Genomic DNA, 18,879 nt, shown 5'->3' on the forward strand with positions numbered 1-18,879 from the left:
TTCCCGCCATGCGCGGCCGGCGCGAACGCCGAAGACAACCGCCTGGCCTGGGCCGCGTCCCGATGCGCCGCTGCCGCACTGGTTGCCGGGGCCAGCCGTCTCACCGATTTTTTCCTGACCGCACGCGCGGTGGTGGGTGGCCTCCACGGTGCGGATCGGGCAAGCTCCCGTGCTCGCTTGTCGTTGGAGCCCGCAATGCCGCCCAGCTTTCCCCGCCTGCTGTCGCTCGCCATCGCCGCCGTCCTGAGCCTGTCGCTGGCCGCACCGGCGGACGCGGCCAAGAAGAAGGCCGTCAAACAGCACAGCGCGCAGACCCGCGCCAAGGCCAGCAAGGCAAAGAAGGCGCGGCCGGCGCCGGCGCCGGTGGTGCTGACCAAGGCGCAGCAACTCAACCGCCTGTACGACGACTACTGGGAAGCATCGCTGAAGCTCAATCCGCTGCAGGCCACGTTCCAGGGCGACAGCCGCTACAACGACCAGCTGCCCAATTTCCTGTCGCCGGCGTTCCGCCAGCAGTCGCACGACTTCACCGTGCTGTGGCTGGGCAAGGCCGAGGCGATCGGCAAGGACGGGCTGAGCGGGCAGGACCTGCTCAGCTACGAGATCTTCGTCAGCGATGCGCGCACTGCGCTGGAAGCGGAGAAGTACCCGAGCTGGATGCAGCCGGTGAACCAGTTCTACAACGTCGGCAGCATCATGGTGATGCTCGGCTCGGGCACCGGCGCGCAGCCGTTCCGCACGGTCAAGGACTACGACGACTGGTCGCGGCGCGCGCTCGGCATTCCCGCCCTGTTCGACCAGGCCATCGCCAACATGCGCGAGGGCATGAAGGCGGGCGTGGTGCAGCCGCGCGCGCTGATGGAAAAGGTGCTGCCGCAGCTGGACGCGATCATCAAGCCCACCGCCGAGGAGAGCCTGTTCTGGGGTCCGGTGCGGAACCTGCCGGCGGACATGCCCGAGGCCGACAAGCAGCGCATCACCGCCGACTACAAGCGCCTGATCGAATACCGGATCATGCCGGCCTACCGCGCGCTGCGCGGCTTCATCGCCACCGACTACCTGCCGGCCACGCGCAGCACTGCCGGCGTCGGCGCGCTGCCCGGCGGCGCGGACTGGTACGCCTACAACGTACGCCAGAGCACCACCACCGAGCTGAGCCCGGCGCAGATCCACCAGATCGGCCTGGACGAGGTCGCGCGCATCCAGGCGCAGATCCAGGTGGTGATGAAGCAGGTGAAGTTCCGCGGCTCGATGCCGAAGTTCTTCAAGTTCATGCAGACCGACAAGCGCTTCACCTTCAAGAGCGAAGACGAGTTGCTGAACTACTACCGCGGCCTGGAGACGCGGGTGGACGCGGCGGTACCGCGCATGTTCGCGCTGAAGCCGAAGGCGGCCTTCGAGATCCGTCCGGTGGAGCCGTACCGCGCGCAGTCGGCGGCCAGCGGCTCGTACATGCGGCCCAGCGAAGACGGTTCGCGCCCCGGCATCTTCTACGTCAACACCTACGAGCTGCCCAGCCGCAAGACCTGGGATGCGGAAGACCTGTATCTGCACGAGGCCATTCCCGGCCATCACTTCCAGCTCGGCCTGCAGCAGGAACTGAGCAACCTGCCCAAGTTCCGCCGCTTCGGCGGCGAGACCGCCTACATCGAAGGCTGGGGCATGTACACCGAATCGCTGGGCAAGGACCTGGGCCTGTACCAGGATCCGTACAACTACTTCGGCTACCTGCAGAACGAGCTGTGGCGGGCGATCCGCCTGGTGGTGGACACCGGCCTGCACAGCAAGGGCTGGACCCGCGAGCAGGTGATCGACTACATGCTCGAGAACTCGGCCACCAGCCGCACCGACGCCGAAGCCGAGGCCGAGCGCTACATGGCCATCCCCGGGCAGGCGCTGTCCTACAAGATCGGCGAGATGAAGATCCTGCAGCTGCGCGACGATGCCCGCGCCCAGCTCGGCGCCAGGTTCGACATCCGCGAGTTCCACGCCGAGATCCTGAAGGACGGCTCGGTACCGCTGGACGTGCTGCAGGAGAAGATCGAACGCTGGGTGGCGAGCAAGAAGGGCTGAGCGCGACGACGACCGCGCGTGATGCAGCGGCTGCGTTGTGGGTGGGACTTCAGTCCCGACGCAGCCTTCTTATCGGGCAACGGTCGGGCCAAAGCCCCTCCTACAAGGCATTCAGACACGGCGAGACAGCTGAGCCGTTCCGCTCCTGAAGCGGCACACTCGATGCGCTGTCGAAGCGACGAGGCATGCGCCGGATCAACCGGCCTGAGGCGCATGCATCCCCAGATGCTGCGCCAACCGCGCGATAGCGCGCGGCGTGGTGCGGCAGCAGCCGCCGATCAGGCGTGCGCCGGCGGCGCGCCAGGCATCGACACGATCGCCCAGGCCGCAGGCATCGCTGCCGGCACCGTCCCAGCGCCTGCCTGCAGCGTCGTAGCGCTCGCCGGAGTTCGGATACACCACCAGCGGCAACCGGGTCAGCGTCGCCAGATGCTGCAGCGCTGGGGTGCACAGCTCCGGCGCGATGCAGTTGATACCGAGCGCGACGACCTGCGGATGGCCGTCGAGCAGCGCCACCACCTCGCGCAGCGGCGTGCCGTCGCTCAGATGCGTGGTGTCGCGCAGGGTGAACGAAAACCACGCCGTGATCTGCGCAAACTCCTGCAGCAACGCCAGCAGCGCGGCGATCTCCGCCGCCGACGGTTGCGTCTCGCAGGCCAGCAGGTCCACGCCCGCTGCGACCAGTGCGGCGATACGCGGGCGGTGGAACTCCAGCAGCTGCGCCTGCGGCAGCGCGTAGTCGCCGCGGTATTCCGAACCGTCGGCCAGATAGGCGCCATACGGTCCCACCGAGCCGGCCACCAGCAGTACGCCGGCATCCGCATGCATCGCCCGATACGCAGCGCGCGCCTCCAGCGCCAGGTGCGCGCTGCGGGCGATCAATTGCTGCGCTTGCGCCAGGTCCAGTCCGCGCGCGGCGAACCCCAACGGCGTGGCCTGGTAGCTGGCGGTGATCGCGCATTGCGCGCCGGCCTGGAAATAATCCAGGTGCACCTGGCCGATCAGCTGCGGCTGCTCGAGCAGCACCTTCGCCGACCACAACGCATCGCCAAGGTCGCAACCGCGCGCCTCCAGCTCGGTGGCCAGCGCGCCGTCGAGCACGATGCAGCGGTCGTCGGCCAGCAGCGCAGTCAACGGGTTGTGCGGCATGCTCGCGTCCTCGCCGGCGAAACGTGATGCCGCCATTGTGGCAGGCGGTGGCCGCTGCGCGGAATGCGGGCGGTCGTGCGCACCGCCATTTGCGCACACGCAGCAGACCGCACCGCCGCCGTATGCGAACGCATATCCCGCGCCACGCGGCGCACAGACTCGCACCTGACGCTGCGCTATGCTCGGCGCATGGCCGACCCTCTTCCTTCCTTGCCGGAGCAGCGCATGACGTTCACTGCGTTGACGCCGATGCTGCGCAGCGCCGACCTTGCCGCGGCGCTGGCGTTCTACACCGACACGCTGCAGTTCCGTCTCGACAGCGGCGGCGCAGACGCCGGCTGGGCCTCGCTGCGACATGGGTCGCTGGCGCTGATGCTGGCCGCGCAGCAGGCCACCACCGAGGCTGCCGTAGCCGGTTTTCCCGGCTCGCTGTACTTCCGCACCGACGACGTCGACGCCTGGTGGCAGCGGCTGCAGCCGCGCGCGCGCATCGCCTATCCGCTCGAGGACTTCGCCTACGGCATGCGCGAGTTCGCGATCCACGATGCGGACGGCCACCTGCTGCAGTTCGGCCAGGCGCTGTGCCGATGAGCCTGACCCTGCGCGGCCTGCACCACGTGGCGATCATCGCCGCCGACTACCCGCGGTCGAAGGATTTCTACTGCCGCATCCTCGGCCTGCGCGTGCTCGCCGAGGTCTACCGCGACGCGCGCGACTCCTGGAAGCTGGACCTGGCCCTGCCCGACGGCACCCAGATCGAACTGTTCTCCTTCCCCGCACCACCGCCGCGGCCCAGCCGTCCGGAAGCCTACGGCCTGCGCCACCTGGCGCTGCGCGTGGCCGACTTGGACGCCGCCGTCGCCCACCTGCAAGGGCACGGCGTGGTGACCGAGCCGATCCGCATCGACGAATACACCGGGCGCCGCTTCACCTTCTTCGCCGACCCGGACGACCTGCCGCTGGAGCTGTACGAGACCGCGTGAGCGGCGCAAAGCCCACGTCGATTTCGGCTGCGGACTGCTATCGCGCTGCGTTCGCGTTGCCCACTCCCCAGGCACACACAGGCGCGCCGGGGCCAAGCAGCAGCCCGGCATCCGCTGCCGGATCCTGAAGCGCGCCGGCGACTCGCTGAACCGCCCACGTCCGTCGATTCCCAGCACCATACGCTTGGGTATACAGTCGGCTCCAGGCCGGCATCGCGCCGGCCGCTTCGCACACACCCTGGGAGGGGACACATGCGCACCACCTTCAAGACCCTGCTGCTGGCCCTGCCGCTGAGCGTGGCCGCGTTCGTCGCGCAGGCCGCCGACACCTCGCCGGTCGGCCGCTGGCAGACCATCGACGACGAAACCGGCAAGCCCAAGTCCATCGTGCAGATCGAGCAGGCCGGCAACGGCACGCTGAGCGGCAAGGTCGTCGAGATCCTGCAGTCCAACCACGGCCCGAACCCGATGTGCGACAAGTGCGACGGCGCGCAGAAAGGCAAGCCGATCAAGGGCATGACCATCCTGTGGGGGCTGAAGCCGGACGGCACCGCGGTATGGAGCGGCGGCTCGGTGCTGGACCCGGCCAAGGGCAAGACCTACAAGGCCAAGATCACCCTCACCGACGGCGGCAAGAAGCTGCAGATGCGCGGCTACATCGGCATCGAGGCGCTGGGACGGACGCAGACCTGGATCAGGGAGTGAGGGCGGGACTCGGGACTCGGGACTCGGGACTGGGGACTGGGGACTCGGGACTCGAAACAGCGGACTAAAGCAGGCGCTGGCCATACTGCTTGGTTCCGATCCAGTTCCAAAGTCAGAAAAGGCGCCGCAAGGCGCCTTTTCTGCTTCCGAGTCCCCAGTCCCCAGTCCCCAGTCCCGGCTCCACGACTAATGCGATAATCGCGATCCCCCAGGATCGCCGTTCCCCATGACCCGCACCGCTCTCGTCACCACCGCCCTGCCCTACGCCAATGGCCCGCTGCACCTGGGCCATCTGGTCGGTTACATCCAGGCCGACATCTGGGTGCGCGCACGGCGGCTGCGCGGCGACCGCACCTGGTTCGTCTGCGCCGACGACACCCACGGCACGCCGATCATGCTCGCCGCCGAGAAGGCCGGGGTCAGCCCGGAGAACTTCATCGCCAATATCCAGGCCAGCCACGAGCGCGACTTCGCCGCGTTCGGGGTGGCCTTCGACCACTACGACTCGACCAACTCGGCCGCCAACCGCGCGCTGACCGAGGCGTTCTACGCCAGGCTCGAGGCCGGCGGCCACATCGCGCGGCGCTCGGTGGCGCAGTTCTACGATCCCGCCAAGGGCATGTTCCTGCCCGACCGCTACATCAAGGGCATCTGCCCCAACTGCGGCAGCGCCGACCAGTACGGCGACAACTGCGAGGTCTGCGGCGCCACCTATGCGCCGACCGAGCTGAAGGAGCCGAAGTCGGTGATCTCCGGCGCCACCCCGGAACTGCGCGATTCGGAGCACTTCTTCTTCGAGGTCGGCCGCTTCGACCGCTTCCTGCGCGACTGGCTGGCCGGCGACGTGGCCCTGCCCGGGGTCAAGGCCAAGCTGATGGAGTGGCTGGACAGCGAGGGCGGGCTGCGTGCCTGGGACATCTCGCGCGACGCGCCGTATTTCGGCTTCGAGATCCCCGGCCAGCCGGGCAAGTACTTCTACGTGTGGCTGGACGCGCCGATCGGCTACCTGAGCAGCTTCCAGACCCTGTGCGCGAGCCTGGGCGAAGCGTTCGAACCGCACCTGGCCGCCGGCACCGCCACCGAACTGCACCATTTCATCGGCAAGGACATCGTCAACTTCCACGGCCTGTTCTGGCCGGCGGTGCTGCACGGCACCGGCCACCGCGCGCCGACCCGGCTGCACGTCAACGGCTACCTGATGGTGGACGGCGCCAAGATGTCCAAGTCGCGCGGCACCTTCGTGATGGCGCGCACCTACCTGGACGTGGGCCTGGAGCCGGAAGCGCTGCGCTACTACTTCGCCGCCAAGTCCTCCGGCGGCGTGGACGATCTGGACCTGAACCTGGGCGACTTCGTGGCGCGGGTCAATGCCGACCTGGTCGGCAAGTTCGTCAACCTGGCCAGCCGCTGCGCCGGCTTCATCGACAAGCGCTTCGGCGGCCGGCTGGCCGACGCGCTGCCGGATCCGGCGCAGTACGCGCGCTTCGTCGCCGCCCTGGCGCCGATCCGCGAGGCCTATGAGCGCAACGACGCGGCCAGCGCGATCCGCCAGACCATGACCCTGGCCGACGAGGCCAACAAGTACATCGACGAACACAAGCCGTGGGTGATCGCCAAGCAGGACGGCGCCGACGCGCCGTTGCAGGCGGTGTGCACGCAGGGCCTGAACCTGTTCCGCGTGCTGGCCGGCGCGCTGAAGCCGGTGTTGCCGCGCACCAGCGCCGAGGCCGAAGCCTTCCTGTCCGCGCCGCTCACCGCCTGGGACGACCTGGACGCGCCGCTGCTGGCGCACGTCATCCAGCCCTACGCTGCGCTGTTCACCCGAATCGACCCCAAACTGATCGACGCCATGACCGAAGCCTCCAAGGACACCCTCGCCCCCGCGCCCGCAGCGACCAAGCCAACGCCAGCCAAGACCGAAGCGAAGGCGGTTGCCACCAATCCCGAATCCCCACTCCCCAATCCCGGCCTCATCGGCATCGACGATTTCGCCAAGCTCGACCTGCGCATCGGCAAGGTGCTGGTCTGCGAATGCGTCGAGGGCTCGGACAAGCTGCTGCGCTTCGAACTGGACGCCGGCGAACTGGGCAAGCGGCAGATCTTCTCCGGCATCCGCGGCAGCTACGCCGAGCCGGAAAAACTGGTCGGCCGCAGCGTGGTGTTCATCGCCAACCTGGCCCCGCGCAAGATGCGCTTCGGCCTCAGCGAAGGCATGATCCTGTCGGCCGGCTTCGACGGCGGCGCGCTGGCGCTGCTCGACGCCGACAGCGGCGCGCAGCCGGGGATGCCGGTGCGTTGAAAGCCGGGAATGGAGAATCGGGAGTCGGGAATGGGAAAAGGCAAAGCCTCGTCCGTGCCGATAGATCGGCTTCCACCATTCCCGTTTCTCCATTCCCCATTCCCATGCACTTAGCCCTTTTCGACTTCGACCACACCGTCACCACCACCGATACCTATTCGCGGTTCCTGCGCCGCGTCGCCACGCCGCAGCAATTGGCGCGGGCGAAGTGGTCGGTGGGGCCGTGGTTGGCCGGCTATCGGCTGGGCCTGGTCTCGGCGCAGGCGATCCGCAGGCGGGTCACCCGGATCGTGTTCGCCGGCCGGGACGCGGCGGAAATCGCCGCGCACGCCCAGGCGTATGCGCACGAGGTCCTGCCGACGCTGCTGCGCCCGGAGATGATGCAGCGCATCGCCTGGCACCAGGCGCAGGGCGACCGCGTGGTGCTGGTCTCCGCGTCGCTCGACCTGTACCTGCAACCGTGGTGCGCGCAGCATGGGCTGGCGCTGATCTGCAACCGCCTGGAAACGCGCGACGGCCAGCTGACCGGCCGCTACGCCGACGGCGATTGCGGGCCGCACAAGGCGCGCCTGATCCGCGCACGCTACGATGTGGCCGCCCATCCGCGCGTCTACGCCTACGGCGACAGCCGCGAAGACCGGCCGATGCTGGCGCTGGCGCACGAGCGCTGGTACGGCGGCCGCCGCATCGCCTGACCCTGCAGCGCGCCGCAGCCGACGCGACGAACCCGCCATGAAGCCCGCCCACGACGCCTTGCTCGAACGCCTCGATCGCCTGCTGCCGCAGACCCAATGCGGCCAGTGCGGCTTCGATGGCTGCCGCCCGTACGCCGAGGCGATGGCGCGCGGCGCGGCGCAGGTGGACCGCTGCCCGCCCGGCGGCGATGCCGGCGCGCGCGCGCTGGCGCGCGTGCTGGGCACCGTGCCGCTGCCCTACGACCGCCGCCGCGGCGCGCACAAGCCGCCGCAGGTGGCGTTCGTGATCGAAGCCGACTGCATCGGCTGCACCAAATGCATCCAGGCCTGCCCGGTGGACGCCATCGTCGGCGGCGCCAAGCACATGCACACGGTGCTGGCGCCGCTGTGCACCGGCTGCGAGCTGTGCGTGCCGGCCTGCCCGGTGGACTGCATCGCGCTGCGCCCGGCCTAGGCGCCAGCGCCCCGCGCAAATCGCGCCACGCTTGCGCGTGCATGGCGCAAGCAAGCGGAAAGGGATGAACACCGTCCGCGCCCGCGAGATGCCGCAGCATCACGCGGGCGCGGAAGCGCGCTTTGGAGTCGGGCTCGCCAGGACAGCCGCCGGCTCCGCGCCGCGCGACCTGACGCGGCCTGCCCGGAATGGATGATGCGCCCTGGCGTCCGGCATCGGCCCGGCCGTCAGCGCATCCGGATCGGCGCCCGCTGCGTATTGCCAGCTGTCACCGTCTCGCGGAAGCGCCACGCATGCCCATGCCGATCGCCACGTCCCCCCTCGCCCGCGCGCGCCTGCCGCTGGCCGCCACTGTGTGCCTGGCCGTGCTCGGCGTCGCCGCTCCGGCGCGGGCGATGCTGCACTACGACGGCCTGGCCTATGCGCCGAACGGCCAGCAACTGCTGTACCGCGAGAGCCATTGGGTGCGCGACGACGGTGCACGGCTGGTGCTGTACCGCTGCGCCGACGGCACGCCGTTCGCGCGCAAGCGCATCGCCGACGGCAGCATCGCCCCGGATTTCGAACTGGTCGATGCGCGCAGCGGCTATCGCGAAGGCGTGCGGCGCAGTGGCAGCGGCCGGGTGATGTTCAGCCAGCGCGACGGCCAGGCGGAGCGCAGCGCGCCGTTGCCGGCGTCGGCCGCGCCGCAGGTGATCGATGCCGGGTTCGATGCCTTCCTGCGCCTGCGCTGGGACGCATTGAGCCAGGGCACGCCGCAGCGCGTCGCCTTCGTGCTGCCCAGTGCCTTGCGCACGCTGCAGTTCCAGATCAAGCCTGCCGCGGCCGACGCCGGCGTGCAGCGCTACACACTGGAGGTCGACGCCTGGTATGGCGGCGTGCTGCCGAATATCGCGGTCGCGTACACGCGCAACGACCGCCGCCTGCTCGAGTTCCGCGGCATCGGCAATGTCCGCGATGCGCGCGGCCGCTACGCGCAGGTGCGCATCGAATTTCCCGAGCGCCTGCGCGATCAGGCCGACGACGCGGCCTGGAACCAGGCGCTGCAGCAACCCCTGGCCGCGCAATGCGCTGCGCGCTGAATCGCACCGGCAGCATCTTCACATCCGTCCGCGTCGCGGCCGCTACACCTATGCAGCGGTCTCCCACACCTCCCGACAAGGAATATCCATGGCCAAGGCCTATCTGTGGTTCAACGCCGCGCTGTACGCGGTCCTGGCGCTGTGGTGCACGCTGCTGCCGGCGCAGACCGCCGCGGCGGTCGGCTACGTCGGCCTGGACCGCTCCGGGCAGTCCGAATACCTGGTCATCTACGGCGGCCTGCAATTGGGCATGGCGTTCCTGTTCGGCTATTTCGCCCGCAGCGGCCAGATCCGTACCGGGCTGCTGCTGGCGCTGGCCTTCTACGTGCCGATCGTGCTCTACCGCAGCGCCAGCCTGCTGCGGCTGTGGCCGGTCGGGCCGACCACCACCGGCCTGGCCGCGTTCGAAATCGGGCTACTGCTCGCCGCGCTCGCGCTGTGGCGCGGACAGCGTCGTTGAGCGACGCGCGCGCCGAAAGCCTGTAGCATCGCCGCGACCTTCGCCACCGCACCCCGGCATGACCGAGACGCCCGATCACGACGAAGCAGGCCAATTGCTGGTCGCCACCGCGGCCGGCGACAGCGCCGCGTTCGAACGCCTGTACCGCACCACCTCCCCGCGCCTGTTCGGCGTGTGCCTGCGCATCGTGCCGCAGCGCGGCGAAGCCGAAGACGTGCTGCAGGAGGTGTTCACCTCGGTCTGGCGCAAGGCCGCGCAGTTCGATCCGCAGCGCGCGCGCGGCCTGACCTGGCTGACCATGATCGCGCGCAACAAGGCCATCGACTACCTGCGCGCGCGCGCGCCGGCGCGGCAATCGGTGGGGCTGGACGACGCCGGCGAACTGCACGACGACGGCCGCGACCCGCTGGCCGAGACCGAGTGGCGCGTCGCCGGGCGGCGCCTGGACGTGTGCATGGGCGAACTGGAACCGCCGCGCGGCGACCTGATCCGCACCGCGTTCTTCGAAGGCATCACCTACGAGGAACTGGCCACGCGCAGCGGAACGCCGCTGGGCACGGTCAAGAGCTGGATCCGGCGCGGCCTGGCCAAGCTGAAGGCATGCCTGGAACGATGAACGCATCCGTGCCCGATCCGCAGGAAACCCCGCCGCCGCGCGATGTGCTGGCCGGCGAATACGTGCTCGGCGTGCTCGACGCGCCCGAACGCCGCGCCGCCGAACAACGCATCGACGCCGACGCCGAATTCGCCGCGGCGGTGACGCAATGGCAGCAGCATCTGATGCCGCTGGCCGACGAGATCGCGCCGGTCGCGGTGCCCGAGCGCGTGTGGGTGCGCATCCGCGCATCGCTCGGCCTGGATGCGCCGGCGCCGCGCGCGCCGGCGGCATCGCCCGGCTTCTGGGAAAGCGTGCGCACCTGGCGTTGGCTGAGCGCCGGCGGCTTCGCCACCGCCGCGGCGTGCATGCTTACGCTGATGGTGGCGCGTCAGCCGCTACCGCCGCAAACGCCTTCCCCGCCGGTCGCCACAGCGCCCGCCGACACCGGCATCGCGATGACCTCGACGCTGATGCAGGCCGACGGCAAGCCCGGCTATGTGGTGCTGATGGACGCCGACAAGAAGCGCATCACCCTGACCCCGCTGGCCGGCAGCCACGACGCCGCGCGCGTGCCGGAGCTATGGCTGATCCCGGCCGACGGCAAGGCCCGTTCGATGGGCGTGTTCGACGACGCGCAGGCACGTGCGGCGCGCATTCCCGACGCGCTGATGCCATTGCTCAGCGACGGCGCCTTGCTGGCGGTGACGATGGAACCGCACGGCGGCGCGCCCGGCGGCGTCGCCACCGGTCCGATCGTGGCAAAGGGCGGCATCAGCACGCTGCGCCTGGCGCCGTAGGCAGACCGCCGCGGTGCCAACTGCACCTTCTCCCTGCGCGAGAAGGTGCCCCGAGGGGGCGGATGAGGGGACGGGCGAAGCCTCGCAGATCCAGGTGCGCCAGCCTGGCCGTGCCGGCGCACCCTCACCCCACCCCCTCTCCCGGTGGGAGAGGGGCTACTGCGGCTCGTAGACAATGCAACGCAGACTGCGCACCTCCCCTCTCCCTGCGGGGAAGGTGCCCCGGAGGGACGGATGAGGGGACGCGCGAAGCCTCGCAGATCCAGGTGCGCCAGCCTGGCCGTGCCGGCGCCCCCTCACCCCACCCCCCACCCCCTCTCCCGGTGGGAGAGGGGCTTGAGCGCCGTGCGTCGGTGACACGCTCGGCTCTCGCGCTGCGCGTGATCATCAAAAGCACCGCGAACCCGCACATTCACCCGGCCACCACTCGCGCGCAGGCAGCATCGCCGCAGCCGTCGCGCATGCGCCGGGCAGCCTGATCCTCCGACGATTCCGACCTGCGTGGACGCCGCTTCGAGCGGCGACCGCATGCGCCGCCATGGCCGCGGATCCCGCGCCTGCAGCGCCGCGCAGGGACGCCGCGACGCGAGTGCATCCGTCTTCCGGCTTTGTCCGTATCGCTACCCGAATCCCCACGAGATGCGCTTGTGCCGAGCCCCGTTCCGGACCATCCCCGTGTACCGACCACCGCGCCTGCCGATGCGGCCGCGCCGCGCAGCGGCCGCGTGGCGCGCACGCTGCGGCGCTGGTTCGACACCAGCGCAGACATCGAACTGGACGAGGCCCGCGCCGACCGCATCGACTGGTTGCGCGCTGCGCCCTACTTCGGCCTGCACCTGGCCTGCCTGGGCGTGTTCTGGGTCGGCGCCTCGTGGTTCGCGGTGGGCATGGCCGTGGCGATGTACGCGGTGCGCATGTTCGCGCTCACCGGCTTCTACCACCGCTACTTCGCCCACCGCGCGTTCAAGACCTCGCGGCTGGTGCAGTTCCTGTTCGCCGCGCTCGGCGCCACCTGCGTGCAGCGCGGGCCGCTGTGGTGGGCCGCGCACCACCGCAACCACCATCGCCACACCGACACCCCGGCCGACCCGCATTCGCCGCGGCAACACGGTTTCTGGTGGAGCCACAGCGGCTGGTTCCTGACCCCGCGCGGCTTCCGTACCGACTGGGAAGCGATCCCGGACCTGCGCCGCTTCCCGGAACTGCGCTTCCTCGACCGCTTCGACCTGCTGCTGCCGGTGCTGCTGGCGCTGGCCCTGTTCCTGCTCGGCGGCTGGTTGCAACGCCACCATCCGCAGCTCGGCACCGACGGGCCGCAGCTGCTGGTGTGGGGGTTCTTCGTCTCCACCGTGGTGCTGTTCCATGCCACCTTCACCATCAACTCGCTGGCGCACCGCTTCGGCAGCCGCCGTTTCGACACCCGCGACGACAGCCGCAACAACCCCTGGCTGGCGCTGCTGACCTTCGGCGAAGGCTGGCACAACAACCATCATTTCTTTCCGGGCGCAGCGCGGCAAGGCTTCCGCTGGTGGGAGATCGACCTGACCTGGTATGGCCTCAAGGCGCTGTCGTGGACCGGCCTGATCCGGCAGTTGCGGCCGGTGCCGGCGGGACTGGTACGGGCGCAGGTGCGCGCACGATGAGCCGTATCGCGGTGGTGGGCTCGGGCATCGCCGGGCTGGGCTCGGCATGGCTGCTGTCGCAACGGCACGAAGTCACCCTGTACGAGGCCGCCAATTACCTTGGCGGGCACACCCATACCCATGCGATCGAACTGGACGGCGCGCAGTTCGCGGTGGACAGCGGCTTCATCGTGTTCAACCCGCAGCACTATCCGCTGCTGAGCAAACTGTTCGCGCAGCTCGGCGTGGCCGCACAACCGACCACGATGAGCTTTTCGGTACACGAAGCGCGTAGCGGCCTGGAATACAACGCAGGCAGTCTCGGCGGGCTGTTCTGCCAGCCCGGCAACCTGGCCAGCCCGCGTTTCTGGCGCATGCTGGGCGATCTGCGCCGCTTCTACCGGCAGGCGCCGCAGGTACTGGCCGATGCCGCGCAGGCGCAGCTAACGCTGGGCGAATTCCTGCAGCGACACGGCTATTCGGACGTGTTCCGCGACGCGCACCTGGTGCCGATGGCGTCGGCGCTGTGGTCCTCGCCGTCGCAGCGGATCCTGCAATTTCCGATGCGCCAGCTGATCGGCTTCATGGCCAATCACCATATGCTGCAACTCAGCGGCCGGCCGCAGTGGCAGGTGGTCGCGGGCGGCTCCAACAGCTATGTGCACGCGCTGCGCAGCCGCTGGCGAGTGCGCGAACGCATCGGCACGCCGGTGCGCTCGGTGCAGCGGCTGTCGCAGGGCGTGTCGGTGCTGACCGAAGGCGACAGCGACGCCGATGCGCAGCACTACGACCACGTGGTGCTGGCCTGCCACGCCGACGACGCCCTGCGCCTGCTCAACGACGCCAGCGCCGCCGAGCGCGAGATCCTCGGCGCGATCGCCTACCAGGACAACGACACCGTGCTGCACACCGATGCGCGCGTGCTGCCGCGCAATCGCCGCGCCTGGGCCGCCTGGAACGCGCACGTGCCGGCCGATCCGGACGCGCCGTGCACGGTCAGCTACTGGATGAACGCGCTGCAGTCGATCGCCTCGCCGCGGCCGTTCATCGTCAGCCTCAATCGCAGCGATGACATCGATCCGGCCAAGGTGCTGCGGCGCATGCGCTACCGGCATCCGCTGCAGACGCACGCCGCGGTGGCCGCGCAGGCGCGCAAGGGCGAGATCCAGGGCCAGCGCGGCACCTGGTTCGCCGGCGCCGGCTGGGGTTTCGGCTTCCACGAGGATGGCCTGCGCAGCGCGGTCGACGTCGCCGCCGGGCTCGGGGTACCCTGGCCATGAACCTGCTGCGCAGCGCTACCGTGTCCGCCCCGCCGGCTGGCGCCGTCTCGACAACGCCGGCGGCGGCGGGCACGACCAGGCCAGGACTGCACAGCGCGCTCTACAGCGGCTGGGTCCGGCATCGCCGCTACGCGCCGAAAGCGCTGGCGTTCCGCTATCCGTTGTTCCTGATGTACCTGGATCTCGCCGAACTCGACCACGTGTTCGCGCGGCGCTGGCTGTGGTCGGTCGGCCGCCGCAACCTGGTCGAATTCCGCCGCAGCGACTACCTGGGCGATCCGGCGCAAGCGCTGGACGAAGCCGTGCGCGACCGCGTGCAGCAGCACTGCGGCGAACGTCCGCTCGGCGCGGTGCGCATGCTGACCCACCTGCGCTACTTCGGCCACTGCTTCAATCCGGTCACGTTCTACTACTGCCACGACGCGCAGCAGCGCCTGCACAGCATCGTCGCCGAGATCACCAACACGCCGTGGAAGCAGCGCCATGCCTACGTGCTGCCGGTGGCCGCCGCGCGCAGTCGCGGCAGCGTGCATGCCTGGCGTTTCGACAAGCGCTTCCACGTCTCCCCGTTCATGGCGATGGCGCACGCATACGCATGGCGCTGCAGCGAGCCCGGCGCGCAGTTGCGCGTGCACATGGACGTGCTGGATCCGCAGCCGGCGGCCAGGCGCTTCGACGCCACGCTGGTGCTGCAGCGGCGCGAACTCTCCGGCGCCAGCCTGGCGCGCGCGCTGCTGCGCTATCCGGCGATGACCCTGCAGGTGGTGGCCAAGATCCACTGGCAGGCGTTGCGCCTGTGGCTGCGCGGCAATCCGGTGCACGACCACCCCGACCATTCCCTTCCGCGAGAACGCCGATGAACGCTCCGCACGCGCCCTCCTCCGCTTCCGTCGCGCTGACCCCGGCCGCAGCGCCGCTGCGCGGCCTCGACCGGCTGCTGCGGCGGCGCCTGCTGGCCACGCTCGACGGCTTGCGCGATGGCCAACTGCGCATCGAGGAAGCCGGCGCGATCACCACCGTGGGGAACGCCGCATCGGGCAGCGCCACGCATGCGGACGACGCACTGCACGCGCACCTGCGCATCCGCGATCCGCGCTTCTACCGCCAGGCCGCGCTGAACGGCAGCGTCGGCGTCGGCGAGGCGTACATGGACGGACTGTGGGAATGCGACGATCTGGTCGCGCTGGTGCGCCTGCTGGTGCGCAACCGCGAGCGCCTGGACGCGCTGGAGACCGGCCTGGCCCGTCTCGGCGGCATGGCGATGCGCGGCCTGCACGCGCTGGCGCGCAACACCCGCGCCGGTAGCCGCCGCAACATCGCCGCGCACTACGACCTGGGCAATCCGCTGTTCGAACTGTTCCTGGACCGCAACCTGATGTATTCCTCGGCGATCTTCCGCGATGACGACGCCGCGCTCGGCGACGCCGCGCTGGAACGCGCCGCCGAGCGCAAGCTGCAGCGCATCTGCGCCAAGCTCGACCTGCAGCCGCACCACCATGTGGTCGAGATCGGCACCGGCTGGGGCGGTTTCGCGCTGCATGCGGCCAGACATCACGGCTGCCGCGTCACCACCACCACGATCTCGCGCGAGCAGTACGAACTGGCGCGCCAGCGCGTGGACGCGGCCGGCGTGTCCGATCGGGTCGAGGTGCTGTTGCGCGACTACCGCGACCTCGACGGCCGCTACGACCGGCTGGTCTCGATCGAGATGATCGAGGCGATCGGCCACCAGTACCTGGACACCTATTTCGGCAAGGTCGGCAGCCTGCTCAAGGACGATGGCCAGGCGCTGATCCAGGCCATCACCATCGAGGACCACCGCTACGCGCAGGCGCTGAAATCGGTGGACTTCATCAAGCGCCACATCTTCCCCGGCAGCTTCATTCCCTCGGTGGCGGCGATGACCGGCGCGATCGCGCGGGCCAGCGACCTGCGCCTGTTCAACCTGGAAGACATCGGCCCCAGCTACGCGCTGACCCTGCGCGCCTGGCGCCAGCGCTTCATGGCCAAACTGCCGCAGGTGCGCGCGCTGGGCTACGACGAGCGTTTCATCCGCATGTGGGAGTTCTACCTGGCCTATTGCGAAGGCGGCTTCCTGGAGCGCTCGATCGGCGACGTGCACCTGTGGCTGAGCAAGCCCGGCGCGCGCCCGGCGCAGTTCGCGCCGGCATTGGCGCACGACGCATGAGCAACCTGGCCAACTACGTCGCGCTGCAGTTGCTGTGGCTGGCGGCCGTGATGGGCGCCGGGCACGGGCTGGCCTGGGCCGGTCCGGCGGCGTTGGCGCTGTTCGCGCTGTACCAGTTGCAGCCGCGCCGCCGCGCGCGCGGCGATGCGGCACTGATGGCGCTGGCGCTGCTGCTCGGCAGCATCGTCGATACCGCGCTGGCCGCGGGCGGTTGGGTGCGCTACGCCGCGGCGCTGCCGCCGGCGCCGTGGGCGCCGCTGTGGATCCTGGCGCTGTGGGCCGGCTTCGCGCTGACCTTCAACCATTCGCTGGCCTGGGTCATGCGACGCCCGTGGCGCGCGGCGCTGTTCGGCGCGGTGTTCGGCCCGTTGGGCTATGTGCTGGCCGCGCGCGGCTGGCAGGCGGTGACGCTGAGCGCGCCGCTGCTGCACGCGGCATTCGCGCTGGCGCTGGCCTGGGCCGCGGCGCTGACCGTGCTGAGCCTGGCGACGCGGCGTCTGTCCGCGACCGTGCAGCCCGCACCACGCATCGCCGGCGCCGCGCCATGAACGCCTGGCCGCTGCTGCAGGTGGGCGTGTTCACCGCGCTGGCGATGCTCGCCGGCTGGGCCTGGCAACGGCGCAGCCGCAACGCCGGCGTGGTCGATGTGCTGTGGGCCGCGTGCATGGCGCTGGCCGCGCTGTACTGCGCCTGGCGCGCCGACGGCGCCGCGCTGCCGCGCGTGCTGACCGCGGCGATGGGCGGCCTGTGGGGCGCGCGCCTGGCCTGGCACCTGGGCGTGCGCGTGTTCGGCGATGCGCACGAGGACGGCCGCTATCGCGCGCTGCGCGAACACTGGCACGGCGACCAGCGTCGCTTCCTGCTGTTCTTCCTCGGCCAGGCGCTGGTGGTGGTGCTGTTCGCGGTGCCGCTGTCGATCGCCGCGCACAATCCGCTGCCGCAATGGAGCGTGTGGACCACGCTGGCGCTGGCGACCTGGCTGCTGGCGGTGGGCGGGGAAAGCCTGGCCGACCGCCAGCTGGCCGCGTTCCGCGCCGACCCCGCCAACCAGGGCAAGACCTGCCGCCGCGGCCTGTGGCGCTATTCGCGGCACCCGAACTACTTCTTCGAGTTCGTGCACTGGTTCGCCTACGTGTTCCTGGCGGTGGGCGGCGGCGCGCTGTGGGTCGGCATCGCCGCGCTGGGGCCTTTGCTGATGTTCGCGTTCCTGTACCGCGTCACCGGCATTCCCTATACCGAACAACAGGCGCTGCGCTCGCGCGGCCAGGACTACGCCGACTACCAGCGCAGCACCAGCGCCTTCTTTCCGTTGCCGCCACGGCAATGACCCCGCTTCCAGGAGATTGCCCGATGTCCAGCACCCTCGCCCCTTCGCCTGCGCCCGCGCTGCCGGCCGAACCGCTGGCCACCCGCGTGGCCGAATCCGGCCTGCTGCCCGATGCGCTGCTGCGTGCCGCGATGCGCAAGCTGTGCACGCAGCGCCTGCGCGATGAGCGCAGCGGCGGCGCCGACGCGGCCTGGGAACGCCAGCGCACCTTCGTCGAGGCCTTGCGCGGCAGCGCCATCGCGATCGAGACCGAGGCCGCCAACCGCCAGCACTACGAACTGCCGCCACGCTTCTTCGAGCTGTGCCTGGGCAAGCGCCTGAAATACAGCAGTTGCTACTGGGACGCCGGCACCGCCGACCTGGACGCGGCCGAGGAACGCATGCTGCACCTGTACGCCGAACGCGCGCAGCTGCGCGACCGCCAGCGCATCCTCGAACTCGGCTGCGGCTGGGGTTCGCTGACCCTGTGGATGGCCGAGCACTATCCCGGCGCGCGCATCACCGCGGTGTCCAACTCGCGGCCGCAGCGCGAGCACATCGAGGCGCAGTGCCGCGTGCGCGGGCTGCGCAACGTCGAGGTCATCACCCACGATGCCAACACCCTGGCCCTGCCGCATGCGAGCTTCGACCGCGTGGTGTCGGTCGAGATGTTCGAGCACATGCGCAACTACCGCGAACTGCTGGCGCGGATCGGCCAATGGCTGGTGCCGGGCGGCCGACTGTTCGTGCACATCTTCTGCCACCGCGACCTGGCCTACCCGTTCGAGGTGCAGGGCGAGGACAACTGGATGGGCCGGCACTTCTTCACCGGCGGGCTGATGCCGGCCGCCGACACCCTGCTGCAGTTCCAGGACGAGCTGGCGCTGGAACGGCGCTGGCTGCTGTCCGGCCAGCACTACGAGAAGACCGCCAACGCCTGGCTGCGCAACCAGGACCGGCACCGCGCCGACCTGATGCCGGTGCTGCAGGCCACCTACGGCCGCGATGCGAAGATCTGGTGGCAGCGCTGGCGCATGTTCTGGATGGCCTGCGCGGAACTGTTCGGCTACGAACAGGGCCAGCAGTGGGGCGTGGCGCATTACCGGTTCGTCAGGCGCTGAAGTGCCGGGATTGGGGATTGGGGATTGGCAAAGGCGAGGCCGCGTGCTCTGAAGGGCGACGTGATGC

19 protein-coding genes are annotated in these 18,879 nt (G+C 70.0%); 18 read left to right on the forward strand and 1 reads right to left on the reverse strand.

Features of this window, described 5'->3' with window-relative positions; all coding sequences use genetic code 11:
* Positions 1–195: 195 nt before the first annotated feature.
* Positions 196–2,073: a DUF885 family protein gene (locus tag NRY95_14670; GenBank protein UYC14968.1), complete on the forward strand. Its 1,878-nt coding sequence runs from the start codon at positions 196–198 to the stop codon at positions 2,071–2,073.
* A 195-nt stretch (positions 2,074–2,268) separates the two neighbouring features.
* Here the strand turns inward: NRY95_14670 and mmuM are convergent, their stop codons facing one another.
* On the reverse strand, positions 2,269–3,222 hold the full coding sequence (gene mmuM, locus NRY95_14675) for a homocysteine S-methyltransferase (protein ID UYC14969.1): 954 nt from the start codon (positions 3,220–3,222) through the stop codon (positions 2,269–2,271).
* Positions 3,223–3,447: 225 nt separating this feature from the next.
* Here mmuM and NRY95_14680 point away from each other — a divergent pair, with 225 nt between their 5' ends.
* From NRY95_14680 to NRY95_14760, 17 genes are all read left to right on the forward strand, one after another.
* Positions 3,448–3,813: a VOC family protein gene (locus NRY95_14680; GenBank protein ID UYC14970.1), complete on the forward strand. Its 366-nt coding sequence runs from the start codon at positions 3,448–3,450 to the stop codon at positions 3,811–3,813.
* Positions 3,810–4,205 (forward strand): VOC family protein, encoded by a 396-nt coding sequence (locus NRY95_14685; protein ID UYC14971.1) that lies wholly within the window; start codon positions 3,810–3,812, stop codon positions 4,203–4,205. Before NRY95_14680 ends, NRY95_14685 begins: the two co-directional genes overlap by 4 nt.
* A 252-nt stretch (positions 4,206–4,457) precedes the next feature.
* A complete protein-coding gene (locus NRY95_14690; protein UYC14972.1) occupies positions 4,458–4,910 on the forward strand; it encodes a DUF2147 domain-containing protein in 453 nt (150 codons plus the stop codon).
* A 226-nt stretch (positions 4,911–5,136) separates the two neighbouring features.
* Positions 5,137–7,209, forward strand: coding sequence for a methionine--tRNA ligase (metG, locus tag NRY95_14695; GenBank protein UYC14973.1), 2,073 nt, complete (start codon positions 5,137–5,139; stop codon positions 7,207–7,209).
* A 104-nt stretch (positions 7,210–7,313) separates the two neighbouring features.
* Entirely contained in the window at positions 7,314–7,904 is a 591-nt protein-coding gene (locus NRY95_14700) for an HAD-IB family hydrolase (GenBank protein ID UYC14974.1), read from the forward strand.
* Between the two features lie 37 nt (positions 7,905–7,941).
* Complete coding sequence (gene rnfB / locus NRY95_14705) at positions 7,942–8,358, forward strand: Rnf electron transport complex subunit RnfB (protein ID UYC14975.1); 417 nt, start codon at positions 7,942–7,944, stop codon at positions 8,356–8,358.
* A 293-nt stretch (positions 8,359–8,651) separates the two neighbouring features.
* Positions 8,652–9,440 (forward strand): hypothetical protein, encoded by a 789-nt coding sequence (locus tag NRY95_14710; GenBank protein ID UYC14976.1) that lies wholly within the window; start codon positions 8,652–8,654, stop codon positions 9,438–9,440.
* Positions 9,441–9,528: 88 nt separating this feature from the next.
* Positions 9,529–9,900: a DUF4345 domain-containing protein gene (locus tag NRY95_14715; protein ID UYC14977.1), complete on the forward strand. Its 372-nt coding sequence runs from the start codon at positions 9,529–9,531 to the stop codon at positions 9,898–9,900.
* Positions 9,901–9,958: 58 nt separating this feature from the next.
* Entirely contained in the window at positions 9,959–10,516 is a 558-nt protein-coding gene (locus tag NRY95_14720) for a sigma-70 family RNA polymerase sigma factor (GenBank protein UYC14978.1), read from the forward strand.
* Positions 10,513–11,295: an anti-sigma factor gene (locus NRY95_14725; GenBank protein UYC14979.1), complete on the forward strand. Its 783-nt coding sequence runs from the start codon at positions 10,513–10,515 to the stop codon at positions 11,293–11,295. Before NRY95_14720 ends, NRY95_14725 begins: the two co-directional genes overlap by 4 nt.
* A gap of 737 nt (positions 11,296–12,032) precedes the next feature.
* Positions 12,033–12,938: an acyl-CoA desaturase gene (locus NRY95_14730; protein ID UYC18596.1), complete on the forward strand. Its 906-nt coding sequence runs from the start codon at positions 12,033–12,035 to the stop codon at positions 12,936–12,938.
* A complete protein-coding gene (locus NRY95_14735) occupies positions 12,935–14,197 on the forward strand; it encodes an FAD-dependent oxidoreductase (GenBank protein ID UYC14980.1) in 1,263 nt (420 codons plus the stop codon). The genes NRY95_14730 and NRY95_14735 overlap by 4 nt, the downstream gene beginning before the upstream one ends.
* Positions 14,194–15,057, forward strand: a complete 864-nt coding sequence (locus NRY95_14740) for a DUF1365 domain-containing protein (GenBank protein UYC14981.1) — start codon at positions 14,194–14,196, stop codon at positions 15,055–15,057. Before NRY95_14735 ends, NRY95_14740 begins: the two co-directional genes overlap by 4 nt.
* A complete protein-coding gene (locus NRY95_14745) occupies positions 15,054–16,385 on the forward strand; it encodes a cyclopropane-fatty-acyl-phospholipid synthase family protein (GenBank protein ID UYC14982.1) in 1,332 nt (443 codons plus the stop codon). Before NRY95_14740 ends, NRY95_14745 begins: the two co-directional genes overlap by 4 nt.
* Positions 16,382–16,933: a DUF2878 domain-containing protein gene (locus NRY95_14750; GenBank protein UYC14983.1), complete on the forward strand. Its 552-nt coding sequence runs from the start codon at positions 16,382–16,384 to the stop codon at positions 16,931–16,933. Before NRY95_14745 ends, NRY95_14750 begins: the two co-directional genes overlap by 4 nt.
* Positions 16,930–17,712, forward strand: coding sequence for a DUF1295 domain-containing protein (locus NRY95_14755; protein UYC14984.1), 783 nt, complete (start codon positions 16,930–16,932; stop codon positions 17,710–17,712). Before NRY95_14750 ends, NRY95_14755 begins: the two co-directional genes overlap by 4 nt.
* Before the next feature lie 23 nt (positions 17,713–17,735).
* Positions 17,736–18,812, forward strand: coding sequence for a cyclopropane-fatty-acyl-phospholipid synthase family protein (locus tag NRY95_14760; GenBank protein ID UYC14985.1), 1,077 nt, complete (start codon positions 17,736–17,738; stop codon positions 18,810–18,812).
* Positions 18,813–18,879: the final 67 nt, after the last annotated feature.

Origin of the sequence: Xanthomonas campestris pv. phormiicola (genome assembly GCA_025666215.1) — a bacterium.
GTDB lineage: Bacteria > Pseudomonadota > Gammaproteobacteria > Xanthomonadales > Xanthomonadaceae > Xanthomonas_A > Xanthomonas_A campestris_A.